This is a genomic window from Streptomyces canus (genome assembly GCF_030815415.1).
Taxonomy (GTDB): Bacteria; Actinomycetota; Actinomycetes; order Streptomycetales; family Streptomycetaceae; genus Streptomyces; species Streptomyces canus_F.
Genome location: NZ_JAUSWW010000001.1, coordinates 642,296 through 658,786 on the forward strand (window position 1 = coordinate 642,296; position 16,491 = coordinate 658,786).

General features: G+C 68.4%; 19 protein-coding genes and 1 pseudogene. 12 read left to right on the forward strand and 8 right to left on the reverse strand.

Features of this window, described 5'->3' with window-relative positions:
- Positions 1–261 precede the first annotated feature (261 nt).
- A complete protein-coding gene (locus QF037_RS02965; protein WP_307021501.1) occupies positions 262–1,149 on the forward strand; it encodes a helix-turn-helix domain-containing protein in 888 nt (295 codons plus the stop codon).
- On the opposite strand, the gene QF037_RS02970 is transcribed toward QF037_RS02965, so the two are convergent.
- Both QF037_RS02970 and QF037_RS02975 read right to left on the reverse strand, forming a co-directional pair.
- Positions 1,094–2,506 carry an HTTM domain-containing protein gene (locus QF037_RS02970; protein WP_307021504.1) on the reverse strand — a complete coding sequence of 471 codons (1,413 nt, stop codon included), beginning with the start codon at positions 2,504–2,506 and terminating at the stop codon, positions 1,094–1,096. The two genes, QF037_RS02965 and QF037_RS02970, sit on opposite strands and share 56 nt — an antisense overlap.
- Positions 2,496–3,092, reverse strand: a complete 597-nt coding sequence (locus QF037_RS02975) for a DUF5819 family protein (RefSeq protein WP_307021506.1) — start codon at positions 3,090–3,092, stop codon at positions 2,496–2,498. Before QF037_RS02975 ends, QF037_RS02970 begins: the two co-directional genes overlap by 11 nt.
- A gap of 213 nt (positions 3,093–3,305) precedes the next feature.
- Here QF037_RS02975 and QF037_RS02980 point away from each other — a divergent pair, with 213 nt between their 5' ends.
- Complete coding sequence (locus QF037_RS02980; protein ID WP_307037822.1) at positions 3,306–3,569, forward strand: hypothetical protein; 264 nt, start codon at positions 3,306–3,308, stop codon at positions 3,567–3,569.
- Between the two features lie 142 nt (positions 3,570–3,711).
- Here QF037_RS02980 and QF037_RS02985 read toward each other — a convergent pair.
- A pseudogene (locus tag QF037_RS02985) lies at positions 3,712–4,476 on the reverse strand (ice-binding family protein); the annotation flags it as partial.
- Between the two features lie 350 nt (positions 4,477–4,826).
- Here QF037_RS02985 and QF037_RS02990 point away from each other — a divergent pair.
- The 6 genes from QF037_RS02990 (at position 4,827) to QF037_RS03015 (ending at position 8,469) form a co-directional block, all read left to right on the forward strand.
- A complete protein-coding gene (locus QF037_RS02990; RefSeq protein ID WP_307021508.1) occupies positions 4,827–5,303 on the forward strand; it encodes a hypothetical protein in 477 nt (158 codons plus the stop codon).
- A gap of 446 nt (positions 5,304–5,749) precedes the next feature.
- On the forward strand, positions 5,750–6,946 hold the full coding sequence (locus QF037_RS02995; RefSeq protein WP_307036927.1) for an IS110 family transposase: 1,197 nt from the start codon (positions 5,750–5,752) through the stop codon (positions 6,944–6,946).
- 48 nt (positions 6,947–6,994) lie between these two features.
- Positions 6,995–7,270 carry a transposase family protein gene (locus tag QF037_RS03000; RefSeq protein WP_307021510.1) on the forward strand — a complete coding sequence of 92 codons (276 nt, stop codon included), beginning with the start codon at positions 6,995–6,997 and terminating at the stop codon, positions 7,268–7,270.
- A gap of 79 nt (positions 7,271–7,349) precedes the next feature.
- Positions 7,350–7,628 carry a hypothetical protein gene (locus tag QF037_RS03005; protein WP_307021512.1) on the forward strand — a complete coding sequence of 93 codons (279 nt, stop codon included), beginning with the start codon at positions 7,350–7,352 and terminating at the stop codon, positions 7,626–7,628.
- 83 nt (positions 7,629–7,711) lie between these two features.
- On the forward strand, positions 7,712–8,116 hold the full coding sequence (locus QF037_RS03010; RefSeq protein WP_307021513.1) for an ANTAR domain-containing protein: 405 nt from the start codon (positions 7,712–7,714) through the stop codon (positions 8,114–8,116).
- A complete protein-coding gene (locus tag QF037_RS03015) occupies positions 8,113–8,469 on the forward strand; it encodes a PRC-barrel domain-containing protein (protein ID WP_307021514.1) in 357 nt (118 codons plus the stop codon). Before QF037_RS03010 ends, QF037_RS03015 begins: the two co-directional genes overlap by 4 nt.
- A 591-nt stretch (positions 8,470–9,060) precedes the next feature.
- On the opposite strand, the gene QF037_RS03020 is transcribed toward QF037_RS03015, so the two are convergent.
- From QF037_RS03020 to QF037_RS50855, 5 genes are all read right to left on the reverse strand, one after another.
- Positions 9,061–9,210, reverse strand: a complete 150-nt coding sequence (locus QF037_RS03020) for a hypothetical protein (RefSeq protein WP_307021516.1) — start codon at positions 9,208–9,210, stop codon at positions 9,061–9,063.
- 168 nt (positions 9,211–9,378) lie between these two features.
- The gene (locus QF037_RS03025; protein ID WP_307021518.1) at positions 9,379–9,879 is read right to left on the reverse strand and encodes a DUF5994 family protein; all 501 of its coding nucleotides are present in this window, start codon (positions 9,877–9,879) and stop codon (positions 9,379–9,381) included.
- A 1,219-nt stretch (positions 9,880–11,098) separates the two neighbouring features.
- Entirely contained in the window at positions 11,099–11,749 is a 651-nt protein-coding gene (locus QF037_RS03030; protein WP_307021520.1) for a hypothetical protein, read from the reverse strand.
- A gap of 664 nt (positions 11,750–12,413) precedes the next feature.
- Positions 12,414–12,719 carry an ANTAR domain-containing protein gene (locus QF037_RS03035; protein WP_373463936.1) on the reverse strand — a complete coding sequence of 102 codons (306 nt, stop codon included), beginning with the start codon at positions 12,717–12,719 and terminating at the stop codon, positions 12,414–12,416.
- Positions 12,720–12,847: 128 nt separating this feature from the next.
- Entirely contained in the window at positions 12,848–13,432 is a 585-nt protein-coding gene (locus QF037_RS50855) for an Asp23/Gls24 family envelope stress response protein (protein ID WP_373463654.1), read from the reverse strand.
- A 390-nt stretch (positions 13,433–13,822) separates the two neighbouring features.
- Here QF037_RS50855 and QF037_RS03045 point away from each other — a divergent pair, with 390 nt between their 5' ends.
- From QF037_RS03045 to QF037_RS03060, 4 genes are all read left to right on the forward strand, one after another.
- Entirely contained in the window at positions 13,823–14,248 is a 426-nt protein-coding gene (locus tag QF037_RS03045; protein ID WP_307021522.1) for an STAS domain-containing protein, read from the forward strand.
- Positions 14,245–14,910 (forward strand): hypothetical protein, encoded by a 666-nt coding sequence (locus QF037_RS03050; protein WP_307021524.1) that lies wholly within the window; start codon positions 14,245–14,247, stop codon positions 14,908–14,910. Before QF037_RS03045 ends, QF037_RS03050 begins: the two co-directional genes overlap by 4 nt.
- A complete protein-coding gene (locus tag QF037_RS03055) occupies positions 14,907–15,668 on the forward strand; it encodes an ANTAR domain-containing protein (RefSeq protein WP_307021526.1) in 762 nt (253 codons plus the stop codon). The genes QF037_RS03050 and QF037_RS03055 overlap by 4 nt, the downstream gene beginning before the upstream one ends.
- Positions 15,669–15,746: 78 nt before the next feature.
- Complete coding sequence (locus QF037_RS03060) at positions 15,747–16,463, forward strand: GAF and ANTAR domain-containing protein (RefSeq protein WP_307021528.1); 717 nt, start codon at positions 15,747–15,749, stop codon at positions 16,461–16,463.
- Positions 16,464–16,491: the final 28 nt, after the last annotated feature.

Here is a 16,491-nt window from a genome sequence, read left to right on the forward strand (position 1 = left end):
CGACACCCCGGGGGCCGGGTGCGCCGATGTTCTGCGTCAGTGGAGGTTGGGCGTGCGCTTGCTTGCCATCGCCAGAGCGGGCCCTGCTGGGAAAGACCCTCCGCACAGAACGCCTGCGATCCTTGTCGTGAGGCAAATGACAGAGTCACCGTCCGTTTCAGTTGCCCGACGAACATGACGGCATGGCGCATGATCAACACCCCGTGCTCCATGGCAATCTGCGGCCCAGCAGGATGACTCGGAGCCGGAGGTACACCGCTCGTGGCGGCGAACAGCAACCCCACCATCAGGAGACGCCGTCTGGGAGCCCAGCTTCGCCGGCTTCGCCTGGCCAGTGGACTGAAGAGCACAGAGGTTGCCGAGCTACTCATGGTGTCCCAGTCCAAGATCAGCCACCTGGAGAACGGCAACCGCGCCATCAGCCGTCGCGACGTACGCGACCTGTGCGAGATCTACAAAGTGACGGACCAGCAAGTCATCGATTCCCTGATGCAGATGGCCAAGGAATCCGGGCAACAGGGCTGGTGGCACGCCTACGGCGACATCCCCCAGAGCATCTATATCGCCCTGGAGACGGACGCTACCTCCCTCCATACCTACGAGTCCATGACGATCCCCTCTCTGCTGCAGACCCCCGCCTACGCTCACGCGGTCATCAAGGAAACGATCCCCCCACTCACTGCCGAAGAAGCCGGCGCGCGCCTGAAGGTGCGGCTGCGCCGACAGCACCGGATCTACAACCCGTCCCGCCCGCTGCGCCTGTGGGTCGTCCTGGACGAAACGTCACTGCGTCGCGTCGTCGGCAGCCCGGACCTCATGCGGGAACAGCTCGAGCACCTGAACGCGCTCGGAGCCGAGCCTCACATCATGGTGCAGGTCCTCCCTTACACGGCGGGCGCCCATCCGGGCCTGTCAGGACAGTTCTCCATCCTGCGGTTCGCCGACAGTTCTGCGGCGGCGGTGCATCTGGAGCGGTTCACCAGCGACCTCTACCTGGAGAAGCCCTCCGATGTGCAGCATTACAGCGTGCTGCATGACCACCTCCAGGCCCAGGCGCTCAGCCCCGACAGCAGCCGCGACTTCATCACCGACGTCACCAAGATGTACATCGACGCGGCAAGCCACCCTGAGTGCGGCGACGGTCGATGAGCGCACGATCCGCACCCGCATGGCTGATGAACCATCGCCGGTCAGACGCACCGTCAGATGCCTTGCCGGACGCCCCGTTCACGCTCATCGTGTCCCCGCAACCACTCTCCCGTGCTGCGTTCCAGCGTAGGGGTGGAAGCCAACCGGGACCTGGTCTTCGCGATGCCCTCCGCCCAGCGCGCGGGCGAGCTTCCCCGCAGCACCGGTTCCGCCGCAGCGGCACACGTCCGACCGCAGGGCCTTCAGTGGCTCGACGGTGCGGGCTGTGACGGCACGAGTGCCGGCTCTCCGCGCGACGGGGCCCCGTGCCCCAGGCGTCTGGCCGCCTTCTGATGCGCTGCCACAGTCGTCCCAGCGACCGGTAGAAGCGGTCCGGCAGGAACACGGCGTCCGCGATGATCATCGCGCCGGAGAAGAGTGGCAGGCCCATGAGGACGGCGATGCCCAGGTGCATGCCCAACAGCATGGTCAGGACCGGGTACTTGAGCCGCCCGAACAGAACGAACGGGAAGGCGACCTGCAGCAGCACCGTCAGGTAGCAGGCGATGGCGATCAGTACGTCGTGCTCGTCCGCGATGAGGGAGAGCTCGGGCCAGGGCCGGAACAGGTCGAGGTTCAGGACGTAGTGGAGAGCGGTGCCGTTGCCCCAGGTGCCGCCCTGCACCTTGTAGAGGCCCGCGGATCCGTAGAGGAAGCAGACCTGGGCCGCGATGACGAACATGCCGCAGTTGTGCAGCACGGACGTCAGGGTCCGGCGGGTCTCGCGGAGCCCGGCCGCAGCCCCAGCCACCGGCGGGCGCGTGGTTTTCGCTGTGGAGGCTCGGAGCCGGGTTCCGCGCGCGTCCAGGGACCAGCGTCGGCCGCATGCGGTGAAGGCCAGGTACACGGCCATCAGGAGGACGAGGTTGTCTCCTCCGTCGGTCATGAAGATGGCCCTGGAATGGAACGAGGCCACCACGACCGCGAACAGCACGGACACCGCTCTGGTCCGCCAACCCACCATGAACAGCGCGGAGGTGACGAGTGCCAGCACGTAGCAGCTCTCGAAGTACGCCCGGCTGTCGGACAGGGTGAGGATGCTGGCCCACCCCGTCTGGTCGAACAGCTGCCTGGCCAGCTCGGGCGTCCACGGTGAGCCGGGACCCCAGATCTGGTCACGGTGCGGAAACTCACGCAGCAGGAAGACGAGATAGAGCAGGCCGTATCCGATCCGCAGGACCGCGGCGGCGTACAGCGAGACCGGCCGGCCGGTCACGACGGTGAGCAACGCACCGATCCGCTCGGATACATGGCGCGGCGCGCGCGCCTCCGCCTCAGGAGTGCGCCGACACAGCGGGAGCGACCGCTCAGTTTCCATGGGAGTCCACCTTCCACCAGGGCAAGTACCACGTTTCGGCAGGCTTCGGTACCGCGGCGGACGCGTCGGGGCCGCTCGCTGCGGCAGGCGCGGCGATGGGCATGGTGATCACCCGCAGTTGGACGGACTCGAAGGTGCCGCCGCGGTGGTCGGCGATGCGATCCGTCGCGATGTTGGTCAGGTACCGCTGCACCATCAGCGCCCGCTCCGAGCGGGGCTGGTCGTCGCCACCATGGGTTTCGACGTACGCACTCCACGCCCGCCGCAGCATGTTCTGCGCCGTATGGCTCGGAAAGGCGTTGTGCTTGACCGCGGAGTTGTCGACGGCGGTCAGGTCGAACCAGCCGCTCACCCGGACTGTGCCGTCCGGGGCGGTGTGCACGGTCCGCGCCGAGATCTGCCGGTTGACCGACTCGGGGTCCGGGGCGAAGAGTCTCCAGTTCTGCTCGAACAGGGGGAAGACCCACACATTGACCTGCCGGCTGTACTGCTGGGAGAGCAGGTTGGCGGGTGCCACGTGCAGGAACACGAGGAGGACGTGGACCAGGGCCGTCGCCAGACACAGGGCCACTGCGGCACTCGTCACCGCTCTCAGGAGGATGGGCGGAGACTGCGAAGAATCTTGCAGCACAGGGACTCCCCCTCCCCGGACCGTCTCCCTTGTCGGCTCGGGCCCCACGGGCCTTTCCGTCCTGGCTTCTCTCACGGCTGCTCCTGAGATCTCGTCGGCGGCGCGCGACGGAACTGCCATGATCCGGCGCGCGCCGACGGCCTCGTCAGACTTCCCGTGGTGATCTCCGTGGCCACTGCCGTAGCCCTCGGGCTTCCCGCCCTGGCCGTGGTCGTCGGGCTTCCCGCCGTGGTCGTGGCCGTTTCCACCTGCCGTCCCACCGGTCTGGCCACCTGTCGCACCGCCGACGGCGCCGCCACTGGTGGCGCCCGCCACGAGGCCGCCCAGCACGCCACCGGTGGTTCCACCGGACGTCAGAACGCCGCCCAGAACACCACCGGTTCCACCACCCGTCGGCACACCGCCGATGACGCCGACCGTGGTGCCACCTGACGTGGCACCGGCGATCACGCCACCCGTGATCAAGCCACCGGTCGTGCCACCGGTGCCCCCGGCCGCGCACGGCCCCCAGGAAGATCCTGTTGGTGTCCAGCGTCACGGCGCCGTTACCGGTGCCGCCTGCATCGGCCAGCAGTCGGCCGTTGATGGTCGCTCCCGTGGTGGCACTGATCGACTCGCTGGCCAGGATGGTGCCCACGAACGAGGTGTTGGTACCGAGCGTGGCCGAACTGCCCACCTGCCAGAACACGTTGCACGGCGATGCGCCGTTGACGAAGCTCACCGTGCTGTTCTCGGCTGCCGTCGTCAGAGTCGAACCGATCTGGAACACCCAGACGGCATTGGGGTTGCCCTGGGCGTCCAGGGTGAGCGTGCCGGTGATCTCCGCGCTGCTGTTCGCCCTGTAGAGGCCCGGCGTCAGCACCTGGCCGCCGAACTCGTGGGGAGCGTCGTTGTACACCACGGGGTCCAGCGACTGTCCGGCGGCCTGGTTGTACGCCGTGGTCAGCTGGGTCTTGGCCAGGCCCGCGTGGGCATCGGCCCTGTGCAGAGTCCCCGGCGGGGTCACAATGCCGGGCAGGAACCCGGTGATGGCCGAACCGGGGCTCACACCGACGTTGAGACCTTCGACCACCGTGGGGCCGGTGTTGGTGACCGTCGCACCACCCAGTACGCCGTAAGCGGCAAGCGTCGTACCGATTGGCACAGGGGTGGCGATGGCATTTGCGCGTGTCGGCGTCAGCGCCAGGGTTTCGGCGTAGTCGCATGACGTCCGGTTCGTGATCATCCGAGTCCGAGGAGTGCGGGGGGGGCGGCGAGGGTCGCGGCGTAGGTCGGCCGCGATGTTCTTCACTCCGGCCGCGCGGAGGACTTTGATGGTGAGGTTGCGCCAAGTGCCCATCGCGCGGGGGTGTTGCCGGTCCACAGTTGGGAGGCGTCCTCGGCGAAGGTGGTGTCGCGGATCTGGGCTGTCAACTTCCGGAGCGCCGAGCTGATAAGCCGCCAGGACCGGGCCCACACGAGAACGCTGAAGCCGTGGGTTCTCACCCAGCAATTCCGCATCTCGGGGGAACCACAATCACAGGCAGCCAGGGGTGTGTACGCACCCGGACACGTGGGCGAGATTCTCTTTTCCAAGTCGCCCCGCAAGTGCGTGAAGCAAACGGGTGAATATATGAGAACGAAATGGCCACTGCCGCGTTAGATAGATGTCCCTGGACAAACCCTGGCAGCTACTACACGGAGGCCCACATGCGGCTTGGCATGAAGACCACCCTACTCGGTGCAGTAATCGGCGCGCTGAGCGTCTCCGCCGTGGGCAGCGCCCATGCCGAGGATCTCCCCCCCGGGCGCAATCACGACTCCCGTCCCGCGCACGCCGGAGAGTCCCACGACAGCCACTCCGACGATTCGCTCTATGTCACGAAGTATCACCGCAAGAAGTATTTCAGCAGGGTCGAAGAAACCAGCAGGCCCGCCCCCGTCGCCGAAGTACCAGTACCAGCGGATGCTCTGTGCAGCCAATCCGTCACTACCACTGGCGGTGACGCGACAACTGGTGATGCGGCCGCTACGGGCGGGGCAGCCACCACAACCGCTACGCAAGCCCAGACCTGCAACATTACGGTGAATCTGGCGCCGGTCGGTTCGGGCGAGTCAAATCAAATCAGGACGGAGACCCGCACGACAAGCTTCATCGAAGAGGACCGCACGAAGATCCGTCACTGAAATTACTCGCAGGGCTGTGCCGGTGAATGTGCACCGGCTTGTAGCAAGGGTTCTGCGTAATTGCACGATGTCTGGTTCGTGATCCGCAACTGCGCCGAAGCCTTCGTCGTAAGGGCTTGGACCTCAGTGCTTCGGCGTAGTCGCGTGACGCCAGGTTCGTGGCGCTCTGCCAGCTCATCGGCCCTCTCGTAATGGCAGGCACGGCTTCCAAGATCATGGAGTCCTACCTTTCTTGATGTGGGTCTGAGCTGGTCATTCGTAAGATCGGCGGGGCCCAGGGGTTCCGGGTATGGCTGTCATGGAGTCGCCGCTGGATGGCTCAGAGAACTTGGCCGCCCGGAACCCCGCGACGACTCGACCGCTAATTGGGAGACGCGACGCGATCGCTTTGTAGGACAACGTCGGCGAGGTCGTCTGCTGGGTTGGTGTACGACGAGCTGACGGAGGTGGCTGTGCCCGAGATCTGGGCCGGAGTGGACATCGGCAAGGAACATCACCACTGCGTGGTGATCGACGCCCAGGGCAAGCGACTGCTGTCGCGTCGGATTCCGAACGACGAGGCTGAACTGCTCCAGCTCATCGCTGACGTACTGGAGCTGTCGCGGGATGTGCTGTGGGCGGTGGACATCAACCACGGCGGGGCCGCGCTCCTGCTCGGTCTGCTGGTCAGCCACGACCAGCGCATCACCTACATCACCGGCCTAGCCATCCACCGCGCCTCGGCCGGCTACCGAGGCCAGGCCAAGACCGACGCGAAGGACGCCTTCGTCATCGCCGACCAGGCGCGCATGCGCACCGACCTCGGTGTCCTGCGGCCCGGCGACGAAATATCGGTCGACCTGCGCACTCTGGTTACCCGCCGCACCGATTTGGTCTGCGACCGGACCCGGCAGATTAACCGGCTGCGCGCCCAACTCCTGGAAATCTTCCCTGCGTTGGAACGCGCATTGGACTTGACGAAGAAGGGGCCGGTCCTGTTGTTGACCGGTTACCAGACCCCGGCCGCGATCCGTCGCGCTGGTGCTTCCCGGATCGCGACGTGGCTGAAGAACCGCAAGGTCCGCAACAGCGCGGCCCTGGCCCGGACCGTCGTGGAGGCCGCCGAGGCCCAGTTCACCGCACTGCCCGGCCAGAAACTCGCGGCCATCATGGTGGCCCGTCTGGCGAAGGGGGTGATGGCCCTCGATGAGGAGATCGCCGAGCTCGAAGCCCTGATCGAGGCCCGGTTTCTCGAGCACCCGCACGCCGAGGTGATCCAGAGCCTGCCCGGCATGGGCACCATGCTGAGCGCGGAGTTCCTCGCTGCGACCGGTGGCGACATGGATACCTTCGGCACGGCCGACCGCCTGGCCGGCTACGCCGGCCTCGCACCCGTCCCCCGCGACTCCGGACGCGTCAGCGGCAACCTCCACCGTCCACGCCGCTACCACCGCGGCCTGCTCCGCGCCTTCTACCTCTCGGCCTTCGCCAGCCTGCGGAACTGTCCGGCCTCGAAGCAGTTTTACGAGCGCAAGCGGGCCGAGGGCAAGGGGCACAAGCAGGCGCTGCTGGCGCTCGCCCGTCGCCGGGCCAACGTCCTGTGGGCCATGATTCGCGACGGAGCGTGCTACCAAGCCACACCACCAGTCACGGCAGCGGCTTGACAACGTCATTGGGAAGTTCTCTACGCCCCGTGATCCGAGTGGAAGACCGTGCCTGTCAACGCATCATCGCCGATCCCGCCTGCCCTTGACCAACTGCGCGAGAATCCGCAGGCCGGACCCGAGGAGGCCCCGGGCCTGCTGGAGCGGCTGGCCGAGGTGCCGGACCCGCGTGATCCACGCGGGGTGCGCCACCACTTGACGGTCGTGCTCGCACTCACCGCGTGCGCGGTGCTGGCTGGGGCGACATCGCTGCTGGCGGTCGGCGAGTGGATCACCGACGCCCCGGACCAGACCGGACGCGCTGACGTCGCACGGTATCCGTAACCTTCGGGCAGGACTACGCTGTGGGGTGAGGCCCCAGTCCCCGGTATCGAAGCTGTGTTCCGCTCCCGGGAAGGCCCCTGTGTTCCTCCTGCTGCTCATCGTCATCGCGGTCCTGTTCGGCTTCGGCTTCCTCAATCCCATCTGGTGGGTGGCCGGGGCCGTGCTGGTCTACGGCGTCACCCGCCACGCCCGCGATCGCGGCGGAGGACGGACCCGTAACGGCGGTGCCGAGCTCGGGGACTACCGGGAGTACCGGGAGCGCCGGGATCGCAGGGAACGCTGGGACCGGCGTTACAGCCGCCAAAACCGTGCGCGTCGGCGGCGCGAGGATCGCCGGGACCACGAACACCACGGGTGACCCTTGAAGTGGACCGGCAGCCACGGCTTCGGGGACGACTCACGCCAGGCCGGATACGGCCTAATCGCCAAGAGGTGCATGCCATGCAACGCACGACCGTGATCCAACAGGAGCGGTGGGAACTACGGGCCGAGGCCACATGGGGCAACGCACCCGCACAGCAGGATGTCGTCGCACTGCGCGCCGAGAACAATCAGCTGCGGCGGGCGCTGGCCAGCCGCGCGGTCATCGACCAGGCCCGCGGCATGATGATGATCCTCACCCCCTGCCACCGCGGAGCGGCCAGGAAGCTGCTGGTGGATGTCTCCCGGCAATGCGACGCCCGCCTTCCGGAGGTGGCCGCGGCACTGGTCGCCGCCTGGGAGGGCAAGGCGCTCCCAGAACACCTGCAGAAGGCGATGCGTCGTACGGTGCGGCGCTTTAACGCGGATACCCAGGGGTGCGACTCACGGCCGTCGAGCGGGTCGTCCAGGAGGAAGAGGCCGTGATTCACGCAGCCGATGTCCGGGAATGGCGTAATCGCGACGTCGTCGACACCGAGTCGCACAAGATCGGTGTCCTGGAGGCCGTGTATGTGGACACCACCACCGACGAGCCGGCCATGGCCACGGTACGAACCGGACTGCCGACCCGGCACCGGCTGGTCTTCGTCCCCCTCGATGACGCGATCGCCGGGCCCGACTATCTCAAAGTCGGCTATGTCAGGAAGCTGGTGAAGCAGGCCCCTTCGATCGGCACCGACGACGTCCTGCCCGCCGAGCAGGAGGAAGCGATCTTCAAGCACTACGGACTGCCGTACGAGCCCGGTACGGCCGGCGAACGGCAACTGGCGCGCCGCTGACCAAGACTGCCCGGTGTGGTAGGCACCGTGCACCAGGTGGCCGCGCCCGGTGAAGAACGGCGACTGCTGAGAGCTGTGCCTGCAGCAGAGGCGAGACCTTACCGACGGAGGCTCCCGAACTACGCGCCAGGAACGAGTAGTTGGGACGGGCCCGGGCCGGCCGGGCGGTGATCGACCATGCACGCGGCATGGTGATGGCCCTGGCACCCCGTCCCAGCGACCGGGGCGAACATCGCGGCACTGATCCTGTGCATCGTCCTCTACCTGTTCGACGCCAACACCGCATCCAGCACGGTCTCCTGAACCCACGACGTTGCGGACTGGCTCTCGGGCTGTCGCACAAGCGGGCGGGGATCAGCCATGGGCATGTGATGTGTCGGCGTCGGAGTCCGCGTCTCCGCAGCAGGCGCAGTGGGAGCGCGCCCGGAGTGCCAGCCATGGTGGCCGCGGCGAGGTCAGCCGCTGGGACGCCTGGGACTCTCCCGTCGGCGGCGACGCCCCGGACCCAGCGCTCACGTTCGGCCTCGGCCTGCTTGGACATGGAGCGCATCACCGACTCCGAAAGGGCGATGTCCTTGATCTCGACCCGCTTCACGCGCAGTCCCCACGGCTCCCCGGTGCGGCGGCCATCACCTTCTTGAGCTCCGCGTTGATGTGGTCGCAGTCGGACAGGAGCGTGCCCAGATCCGCCCTGCCGATGACGGCACGAAGCGAGGTCTGGGCGGATCTGAGGGAGGGCACCGCGGTAGTCCCGCACGTTCACCAGGGTCTTGACCGGGCCGATGCCCGGGAAGCAGGCCACCGCATCGACCGTGCACGTCAGGTTGCCGGCACGGGGTACCGGGTCTGTTGTCCGTGGCGCGGCCGGGTTCCCGGGCTGCTGTTGAGGCTCTGCTGTATCGGCCCGGCTCAGCCGGGCGAACTCTGCGGCACGTCGCTCCGATCGGCCCGGGCGATGCCGGTGGCGGCCAGGATCCGCTCGGCCGAGGCGGCGTTGTCGTCCTGTACGGCCATGACCATCGCAGCGTGCGCGGGGCCGATACCGGTCCCCGACGGGATCACAAGGAACAGGAAGTGATCCTGGTCGCCACGAGTGACGATCATGGTGTTGTCGCCCACGGCGGACCAGTCGATGCGCACCATGTGCCCGTCGACGAACAGATGACCTGGGGACCCGTCCCAGTCGCCCGCGTCGAGGCCCACGCGGGCGAGGGGACCCAGACGAGCCGTTAGCGCGGTGAGGAGACCCGACAGCTCGCTCGTGAGGTCGCGGGTCCGCGGCCACCACGCTCCGTCGAAGGTCCCTGTGCGCCTGGCTGTCGTCTCCATCCGCAGGACCGCGGTGCCGGGAAGCACCGGCTCACTGCTGGTGTCCGCCAGAAGCCTGACGGGGTGCGTGGCGGGGAGCATGGCTACTCACTTCCCCGCCGTCCGGGTCCGGCGATGCGGCCGGAGCCTTCCACGTCCCCCGTCGCGGCGATGGCCGGCGCCGCTCCCGGCACGACCGCGAGGCTTCTGCGGGGCCGACGGCGCCGGCCCCCGGACAGTCGACCGGGAGCGGCCGTAAGGGAAAACGGCGATGCGCTCGTCGTGCTGGGTGTTGAGCCGATGGATCAGGAGCACACCCACGGCGACCATCGCCAGGAGCATCACCGCGGTCACGAAGGTCTCCATGGCGCCCTCACATCCCCTGTGCCGGATGCGGTGCCGGCAGGGTGACTGCCGGGATGCCGAGTATCGGAGCGGTGACTGCCGGGATCCGTGGACGTGAGATCGGACCGGGGGCCTCACGGCCTCCTTCGGCGTCCCAGACGGCGTCCACGGCCCGGTTGATACCGGACACGGTGCGCAGGCGCGCAGCCTCGTCCATCAATCGGCCCGTGGGCGACATGCGCAGTGGGGCGCTGGCGGCAGCCATCAACCAGGCTGCCGAGACGGGAGTCCTCTGCGGGTCGAACACGGCAGTCGATGAGGCGCCGTCCGGCAAAACCGGAGCCGAACCGGTGAGAGCCGACGGCATGCGGATAAACGGAGAAGGGGGCCGGCCTTCGAGGGCCGACGCGTACGAAACGGTCGCAGTCATAATGCGAACCCTGCTCCGGGTCGGTCGGACCGGCCCGACGTGATCAATCGCCGAAAACGACACAAGCATGGCGGCCGGTGCACGAAATACCCTCGGTAACACCAGGCTACTCCTCCAGCCCGCCGTACGCGTCGACCGGTCCGAAACGGCCCGTGGACGAACAGATCCGGCGGACCGTTCCACGGACGCGATCCATGCGAGTGTGAGGAGTGCACAGGCCGCCGCCGAACACCCGGCCACCGATCGACTGTCGCGGTCGGCCGTCTGTGACAGTGAGGAGCGCGCCATAGGCGCGAACACGGCCGAGACCGCGTTACCCGACACCCTTCAAGAGCTGACAGACCATCTGACGGTCACTACGCCGGCCTGCTGACGCCCGCAGTCGTGCGGGCGTGTGGTGCAGGACTGCTACCAGCCGCTCAGCAACCGCGGTGTCCAGGATGGCGTAACGACGCACCGCGGCGATCCGCCGCGTCTCCTGCTCCGGAGACAGCTCCACCGCTCCTCCACGCCTCGGTACGCGTCGTGTCCGGCCGGTGCGGACGGCTATTCGGGCCGTTGGGTCCGGTCGTTGTGAGCGAGGCCGTCCGGATGATTCTCCGTGCGCTCTCCGAGAGGAAGAACCAGTACCCGCAGGGCCGTTGGGCCGGGCAGGCGGTGGATCCGCCCCGCCTCCTGCCACCCCCGGTCCTTGAGGGCGGCACAGGTAGTACGGGCGGCCTGATACACCAAGGTCACGCCGAGCGAGGAGTGATGATCGGCGAGCAGACGCTCCTGGAGCCGGCGGGCGAGCCCGTGGGCGTGCTGGTGCGGATGGACGACGGTTTCGAGGATCGCGAAGACATGCCCGGACGCGGTCAGTTGCTCCAGGTTCTGCGGCATCGGCCCGTCGAACCCCTCCCACCAGGAGCCGTCGCGCGGCACGGGGATTCCTGAGACGCAGCCGGTCAAGCCCTCCGCCTCGGCGACCAGCATGTCGAACCCCGGCAGTTGCACGTCGCGCTCCAGCCGGTGCAGGAACTCCTGCCGGCCGCGGAACTCCTCGCCGGGCGGGGTGGCGGACGACTCCACGTACAGATCCGCCAGGTTCTCCCGCATCCCCTCGGCCTGCCAGCGGTTCAGCCGGCGCAGCCGCACCGAGTCCAGGAAGGGACGCTCTGAGCCTTCGGGGTCGTGCGGATGCCGCGGGCTGCTCATGGGGCGCCTCGGTTCAAAAGACCAGGAGATGTACGGGAGTGCCATCGTGACCGACGGATGGCGCGGCGCCTGGGTCCGGGACGTCTGTACAGCAGCATAGCCCCGGATCAGCACCGCGCCGGGGCCCGTTGGGGGCACGGGGCAACTGGGGCGCGGGTAGCTGGACGACGAGTGTGCCGACCGGGTGTCGCCGCTCACGCCGTCTGCCCCGTACGCCCTTCGTGGGCAGCCGAGGTCGTGCCGCGGCGGAAGCCTGTTGAAAAACGGGCTGTCCGGGAGGCCGTCCGCGGGGCTTCAGACGCGCGTCCGGGCGCATGGGTGGCGCTGCGAACGGCCCTGTTCCGCTTCGCCGGTATCTGCTCTAGGCTCCACGCTGGGAAGACGGCACCGCAACCGTGTCAGGTACCGGCAGTTCTTCCCCTCCAGGCTCCCTGCCCCCGAGTCGGAATATCGAGGCCCGGCCGGAGCCGCATCGGTGCAGTGCGCGGCTCCAGCCTCCGTCCTCCCGGCATTTTCCAGACGGGGTGTTCCCACCAGTCCCGCCGCCGCGGAGGTCAGCGCGGGGACACGGTGGAGGGGGGCCTCCCATCCTCGCGCCCCGTACGGCCGCCGCCGCGGTGCGGCGGCGGCCGTACGGACCGCGAACCCCGATGCGGGGGCCGGGTCAGGACCCCAGGCCGGGGAAGGGTTCGGAGTCGTCGATGAAGGCGCGGGCAAGGTCAGAGAGGCGGCGGTTGTGGGCGCGGGCGTAACCACGCAGCGCGGTGAACGCCCGTTCCATGTCGATGCCCTGGCGTTCGGCGAGTTTGCCCTTGGCCTGTTCGATCAGTACGCGGCTGTTCAGTGCGGTCTGCAGCTGCTCGTTGAGGACGTTGCTGCGCTGGGCGGTGCGTTGTTGCAGGAGGCTGATGGTGGCAACGTCGGCCAGGGTCTGGGCGACGTCCGGGGAACCCGGCGAGCAGCAGCGCAGCTACCCGGTTCACATGTGGGGCGGGGCGTCCACCGACAAGGGTGGATGCTCGCATTCGTGGCCGCCGCACTCTATCCGCATCACCGAGACGTCGACCGAGGTGATCTTCAGCCCGACGAACCTCCTGCTTACCGGGCTTGCTTTCCTCGCTGTGCACTCGGCCGGCGTGGGGTCCGGCTCGTCCACCCGAAGAAGCGGGCGTCGGCGCTGAGGACGTGATGCGCTCCGTCCGTGCCGGCGATCCGAACAGGGAGCGAGCCGGATTGCCCATCAGCGGAGCCGAGTTGCGCCCGGATCAGGGCGATCGCCGCCTCGGTCAGTGACTGTCCCGATACCGCGAAGGATCGATGAGGCGGAGCCCTTGCCCCTGCCCGCCGCGCGACGAAGCACGCGATCCTCGCTGGTCTGCGGCGATGCCGGTGACCAGCGATGCTCACCCCGTATTCGACGACGACTTGGAGGCCGATCGCGATCTGCTTCTCACCGGCCTTGGCCTTGACACCGCACCCTGCGCTGGCCTCGCCCGGGACCCGGTCGCGCACCGCGCCCATGGTCCGAGTGAACCCGCCGCCCAGTGCGTGGATTCCGGGGACCTTCCGTGCGGCGATCCTGGCGACCTTCTCCACCACCCCGTCCGCGATGGTCGCCCGGCCCCGGGTCCCCGGCGGTCCCTGAGGCCCGGAGCATCGTGCCCACGGCAATGCTCGGCTCACCGGGATCGGGCTTCTGCAGAGTTGAGCCGTTCGGCTCCGTCACACGAAGCCACCTCCTCAGGACCTTTGGCGCCGCCCGCATCCTGGGACTGGCGGCTTCGGGCCGTCTGCCGCATGAGGTTGGGGACTATGCTGCTGTACGGACGTCCCAGACCCCGGCGGCTTGTCGTTGCTCGATACCGATGGCTGTGGGGAGCGGATCTTTTGTCCGTCACCCGGCGCATCCCTGGAGGGAACTGGGTAGGTCCGCTGTCCTGTTCGCACAGGCTGCAGGCCCGGCCGATGCTTCGCCTCCACCGAACGTACGCCGCTGCCAGGAGCGCGCCAGGAAGGCCGGCAATGCCGGCGTCACCGCGTGCGCTGCCCAATGGTCTTGTGAACCGAGGCGTCATGCCCTTCCCACAGCTCACCGTCTACCGCCGTGATCGACAAAACCGGGCGCTGATCACCCTGGCCGGTGAAATCGACCTGGAATCGGCCCTGCTGGTGCGCACTTCACTGGCGCGGTGCCTGCACGACGGCATCCGCACTGTCGATGTCGACCTGACCCCCGTCACCTTCTGCGACTGCAGTGGCCTCAACGTCTTCCTGGACGCCGCGCAGAAGACCGCCGAGGCCGGCGGAACCCTGCGACTGCACCACCCGCCACCGATACTGGGCCGGATACTCGACCTCACCGACTGCGGGTTCCTGCTCCTTGGCCCGCCGCTCGGGAATCTGGCACCTCGTCTCGGGGATGTCCCGGTCCCGACCGCCCAAGCCCCGCCGTACCGGCCCGTTCCCCTGGCCTCCGTCCTCTCAGGTGATGCGCGGTGACGGCCCGATCGGAGCGGGGGCGGCAACAAGAGCCCCGTGGCAGCGAGTCGGCCACCATGGACGCGATCCTGCTACGTCGGGTGAACCGCTGGCGGGCACAGGTTGTGAGCGGGGAGCTCGCGGATCTGTACGTGGACTCCCGCGAGACGTCTCCACGTGAGGCGTACCGCCCTCCCGGCCGCCTGGACTTCCTGAACCGTCTCACCGCCGAGATCCGGCGGCCGGGGTTCGCCATGGTGATCGCGGAGAGGGACGGCCTGGTGGGATGCGCGTTCGGGTTCCCGGTGCGCAGTGACGGCGTCTGGTGGCCCGGGTTCGACGGGGCGCTGCCACGGGGCATCGTTCGACTCACCAAGCCGCACGGAGTCTTCGCGATCACCGACATCCTGGTTCGCCCGCACCCGCGGGACAAGCACGTGGCCCGCCGGTTGCAGGAACGCCTGCTGAACGACCAGCATGCGGCGCTCGGCGCCACCCTGGTGGACCGGTTCGATCACCCGGCCCTCGCCGCGCTCCGTTCCAGGGAATGGCTGGACGTGGGAGAGATCTGGAGTCCCGTCAGCGCCACACTGCTCCGAGTGCTGGTCCTTCCGGTCGGGGAGCGAACCGCGACGCGACCGGCAGGCCTCGCGCACGATGCCTGGACGCGGTGGCCCGGATGAGGTCCGACAGCCGCTCGGCGCGGATTCAGACGCTGGTCGCCGCGCAGGCGGTACGACGCGGTGGCCGGGTCGGCGTGATGGACGTGTGCACCGCGGCCGTGGCCGCGCTCCCGGTCGGCGGGGCCGGACTGTCGGCGATGTCCCGGACCACGGCGAGTCATCCGCTGTGCAGCACCGACGACATCAGCGAACGACTGGAGGAGCTGCAGCTCACGCTGGGCGAGGGGCCCTGCGTGGACGCCTTCACCCACGGCTCGGCCGTCCTGACGCCCGATCTGCTGACCAGTGCGCTGCAGGACCGCTGGACCGTGTTCGCGGACGCGGCCCTGGAAGCCGGGGCACGCGCCGTCTTCGCGCTCCCCCTGCAGATGGGGGCGATCAGCCCGGGAGTCCTGGACCTGTACGCCGACGTGCCGACCGTGCTGGACGCCGAGGAACTGGCCGACGCACTCGCCTTCGCCGATCTCGCGACGCTACTGCTGCTCGACGCGCGGATCGAGGAGACGGGCGCGCCGATTGGCGGGGCATCGGCAGATCGCGGGTTCGAGGACCTGGGCGCGTACCGGGCGGAGATCGACCAGGCGACCGGCATCCTCACCGTCCAGCTCGGCGTCGGCATCGACGAAGCCTTCGTCCGGCTGCGCGCCCACGCCTTCATGCAGGGACGCCGACTCGCCGACGTGGCCGCCGACGTGGTGGCCCACCGGCTCCGCTTCTCCTCGGACACGGAGCCCGGACCGGTCGACGAGGAGCCCTGATGCACTGGTGCCATCCGACGAACGCGCCGTACTTCCCGCCCCTCCCCGGCGGGCATAGTCTCCATCGAGGGTGACACGATGAATCAGCAGCTCCTGGCCAAGACCTTCGTCGAGCTGGCGGACAACCTGGTCGCCGACTTCGATCTGATCGACTTCCTGCGCCTGCTCACCGACCGCTGCGTAGGACTGCTCGGCGCGAGTGCCGCCGGTGTGCTGCTCGCGGACCGCGACGGCGAACTGCGCGTGATGGCCGCCTCCGACGAACAGGTACGCCTGCTGGAACTCTTCCAGCTCCAGAACGACCAGGGCCCCTGCCTGGAGTGCTTCCGCACCGGCACCCCCGTGATCGTCCCCGACCTGACCCGGGAGGTCGACCGCTGGCCGCGCTTCGTCACAGCGGCCCACCGGGGCGGCTTCGGGGCGGTCCAGGCGCTGCCCATGCGCCTGCGGGACGAGGTCGTCGGCGCCCTGAACCTCTTCCGTGCCGCCCCCGGGCCCTTCGACCCGGCGGGCACACTCGTCGCCCAGGCCCTGGCCGACGTCGCCACCATCAGCCTCCTGCAACAACGCACCGCCCAGCGCAGCAACGTCCTCAACGAGCAGCTGCAGACCGCACTGAACAGCCGCGTACTGATCGAACAGGCCAAGGGCAAACTCGCCGAACGCCAGGGCATCGACATGGAACGGGCGTTCACCGCGCTGCGTGGTTACGCCCGCGCCCACAACCGCCGCCTCTCTGACCTTGCCCGCGCCTTCATCGACGACTCCGAACCCTTCCCCGGCCTGGGGTCCTGACTCTGTCACCGAGGCAGTGGCTCGCCAG